The 3270-nt window shown below is 42.8% G+C and carries 3 protein-coding genes and 2 pseudogenes; 1 reads left to right on the forward strand and 4 read right to left on the reverse strand.

Features of this window, described 5'->3' with window-relative positions:
• Positions 1-681 precede the first annotated feature (681 nt).
• A pseudogene (locus tag FHS77_RS16345) lies at positions 682-1215 on the forward strand (integrase core domain-containing protein); the annotation flags it as partial.
• Between the two features lie 70 nt (positions 1216-1285).
• On the opposite strand, the gene rpsU reads toward FHS77_RS16345, so the two are convergent.
• From rpsU to FHS77_RS15860, 4 genes and pseudogenes are all read right to left on the reverse strand, one after another.
• Complete coding sequence (gene rpsU / locus FHS77_RS15845) at positions 1286-1576, reverse strand: 30S ribosomal protein S21 (RefSeq protein ID WP_184224880.1); 291 nt, start codon at positions 1574-1576, stop codon at positions 1286-1288.
• Positions 1577-1719: 143 nt separating this feature from the next.
• Positions 1720-1929, reverse strand: a complete 210-nt coding sequence (locus FHS77_RS15850; RefSeq protein ID WP_184224881.1) for a cold-shock protein — start codon at positions 1927-1929, stop codon at positions 1720-1722.
• 218 nt (positions 1930-2147) lie between these two features.
• Positions 2148-2930 (reverse strand): hypothetical protein, encoded by a 783-nt coding sequence (locus tag FHS77_RS15855; RefSeq protein ID WP_210307176.1) that lies wholly within the window; start codon positions 2928-2930, stop codon positions 2148-2150.
• A 194-nt stretch (positions 2931-3124) separates the two neighbouring features.
• Positions 3125-3270 (reverse strand): annotated as a pseudogene (locus tag FHS77_RS15860) (IS481 family transposase); the annotation flags it as partial.

A 3270-nucleotide genomic window follows, 5' to 3' on the forward strand; every position in this document is an offset into this window, starting at 1 on the left:
CACCCACATAAAGCTTTAGGATATCGTTCACCCCGTGAGTTTATCGCGGAGCAAATTAACCAGTAAAAATGACCGATCTTTCGGGGGCAACTACAATTTCCGCATGGCAGCAAAATGAAAATATTCTGGAATATAGTCAAGTTAGCAAAATGGATTACTGCATAGTAATGTGATATTCTCTTGTCTGTAGTATTTTTCCACATTCATTAGCACGATTTTATTTACAAGCAGATAATTTTTATTTCAATGAAAACTGGCAATTAATTTAGTTGATACTAAAGTGCCGGCAAATGCTTTGACGGCTTTTAAGAGAGTCGTTTTTTATTTTTTGAAATGCGATTAAATGTGACCTGATCCCCAACACTCCCCCCCCATCTTTCAGGCGGGTCTTTGATTTTAATGACGGCAAACAACTGGCAGTATTAAAGGCTGTACAGGCCATTACACATGCAATCCAGAGCAGAGCAGGAATCAATAAAACAAACAACTATATGGACGGTTTTGCTCTGTGTGTTGCGCTTGGAGGTTTGCACCACCAGTGCGAATAACTGCGCAGGCTGGCAGACGATCAGCCTTTGATCTGAAACAGCTGTGTATGTAGCGCAGGATGATAAACAGGCTGGCCAAGGGAGTGTCGGTCGTAATGAGTATGGAAAAAAGAAGGGGCTGGTGATGGCTATGTTTTATGTCGGAACACTGAAAGATGTCGGTCGCGTCTAGCGGCAGACCTATGTGGACACTCATTCAAAACATGCCCATGCCAAGCATTAAACAACCAAAACAACAACCACAGCCGCCGATTTGGTCAATGACATGGTTCTGCCATTTATGGAGGAGCAGGGATTACCGTTGCTACGGATTTTAACTGGTCGGAGAGCCGGATAATGCGGCAAAGCGGAAAGCCACGATTATCAGCTTTTCCTTGCCATTAACGACATTTATCATACCAAAACCAAAGTGAAACAACCCCAGACCAATGGTGTCAGCAAGCGATTTCATAAAACGATCTTGCAGGAGTTTTATCAGGTCGCCTTCTGCAAGAAGATATACAAGTCCATTGAGCAATTGGAGGCTGATCTTGACGAACGGCTTAATCACTACAACAATAAACGCACACATTAAGGTAAGATGTGCTGCGGAAGAACACCATTCGAAGCAATGATCGACGGCAGAAAAAATCTGGCAGGAAAAATTCATAGGTTGAATTTAACCTGACAGATGGCGCTGAAAAACTCATATGTCTCAGATCAAGTTTGAACCACTTCAATTTATCCGTGTGTTGAAGCTATTCACTAGATGTTCCGGATGCACTGCTTGTTTGAGGTGAGTTAAATCTCGGCCTTTGCATAGGGCTTTTTCTTTTCGGCTTTGGCAGGAGGCCATCCCTTTGCGCTTGTTTTTTAGCGGCTTTACGTGCGCGGCTGATTGCATCAGCCTTTTCGCGAACTCGACGTTCAGATGGTTTCTCATAAGCACGTCTAGCTTTTAACTCACGAAGTATGCCCTCCTTCTGCATTTTTTTCTTTAGAACACGGAGAGCCTGATCAACATTGTTGTCACGTACTAAAACTTGCAATTTGTCCTCTTTCTCATTCTTAGGAACGATTGGAGTTGTGAATAATAAATGAAATAAAAAAGGCTGAGCAATCGCTCAGCCTTCAAAACTCTTAGCCACTCCTGTGCCAGTACATCCGTGGTCACAAGAAGGCGGCTACAGAATTAAGCTGCTTGCAGGTTACAAGCAGATGTCTTGCCCGAGCGATTATCACGCTCGGTATCAAAGGAAATTGTCTGACCTTCGGTCAAAGACTGTAGGCCTGAACGCTCAACAGCAGAAATATGTACAAACACATCTGCGCCGCCATTGTCAGGCTGAATAAAGCCAAAGCCTTTTGTAGAATTAAACCATTTAACTGTGCCGGTGGCCATAATGAACCCTTTCTTAGCAACAATAGGATGCTCCCAGCACAAATATGTACTGTGAACGTGATAGCGATTTTTTGAAAGAAGGTTCGTTAAAGACGCACATGGTGCGTAGAAAGCAAAGCTAAACAAGCAAATATCGATATGCCTAATGTAGGGTGTATGCCCGCAATGTCAACCCTTGGTTTGAAATATCTTGAAATTCAACCATTTGTTGATTTTTATCACTGTAACTTAATTATTTTAGGAGAACCAAATAAAATGGGCTTTACCAAAATTCGGTACATGTCTACGTCAAAGAGTGTTTTGGGATTAAGCTTGTATTTTTGAACGTTCCGTTCTGATTTATAACTACCGTGATAGCGCCAATTATGAAGCACGTGATATTGGTTTAGACGGCCAAAGCTTTCATGTAGTGCGATTGCACCGTCATATGGCCAAGTGGCGATTTTATATTGGTTAAGTGCTGTGCGAAGGCGAGTGTCGTGCTGCTGAAGGTCTTCGTTGCCACAACAGGCACCTGCGCATTTTTTGATAGCGGAGCGAAAACATGCTCTTCCTTTTGTGTTTGGTTCAAAACCTAATACGCTGAGGCATAATCGGTATTCATCAGCCAATTCACGCAGCCGCTCCTTAGCTGTCGTCTGGTTTTTGAACAGTCCGAACAGTTCGACATTGGAATTGTCTTCCAGTTTGTCCATATATTGGATAGTGAGGCCATTCTCAGTGAGTGCAAAAGAGCAGGTGTCTTTAGTTTTTCGAAGGCGTTTGTTAAATAATGGCTGTTGCTCTTTGATCATCTGAGCCTCTAAAAGTAGGGCGCTGATCTCACCGGCAGTCGGTATATGACTGATGTTAGAGGTCTGCTTTAATAGTCGCGTCTCTTTCGGATTTCGCAAATGAGACAATAACCGAGAGCGTATATTGATGCTCTTGCCGATATAAAGCGGATAGTTTTGATTTAGCCCATGAAATATATATACGCCTGGAACCTGAGGTGCAGCCATTACCTGCTCTCGCAAAGAGACCGGGTATTGATAAAGCGCGTTATCAGGTTCGCTTGTTTCTGAATGAAGGCGGTGGGGAAACATCAGGCTTTCGTTTCGATTGTTTAAGATATCAATTTATGACTTTTAAAGTGTAGTGGTTCAAACTTGATCTGACAGTTATCAGTTTTGGAGTGGTATCAGTCAGGTTAAATTCAACCTATGAATTTTTCCTTGCAGATTGTTTTGCCTTCGATCATTGTCTCGAACGGTGTTCTTCCGCAGCACATCTTACCTTGATGTGTGCGTGTATTGTTGTAGTGATCGAGCCATTCGTCAAGATCAGCCTGCAATTGCTCAA

The organism is Paenochrobactrum gallinarii (assembly GCF_014205685.1).
In the GTDB taxonomy this organism is placed as follows: Bacteria; Pseudomonadota; Alphaproteobacteria; order Rhizobiales; family Rhizobiaceae; genus Paenochrobactrum; species Paenochrobactrum gallinarii.

Bases quoted from the DNA above. Each gene is read 5' to 3' on its own strand.
- FHS77_RS15850 (WP_184224881.1), bottom strand. From the start codon at position 1,929: ATGGCCACCGGCACAGTTAAATGGTTTAATTCTACAAAAGGCTTTGGC.
- FHS77_RS15855 (WP_210307176.1), bottom strand. From the start codon at position 2,930: ATGGCTGCACCTCAGGTTCCAGGCGTATATATATTTCATGGGCTAAAT.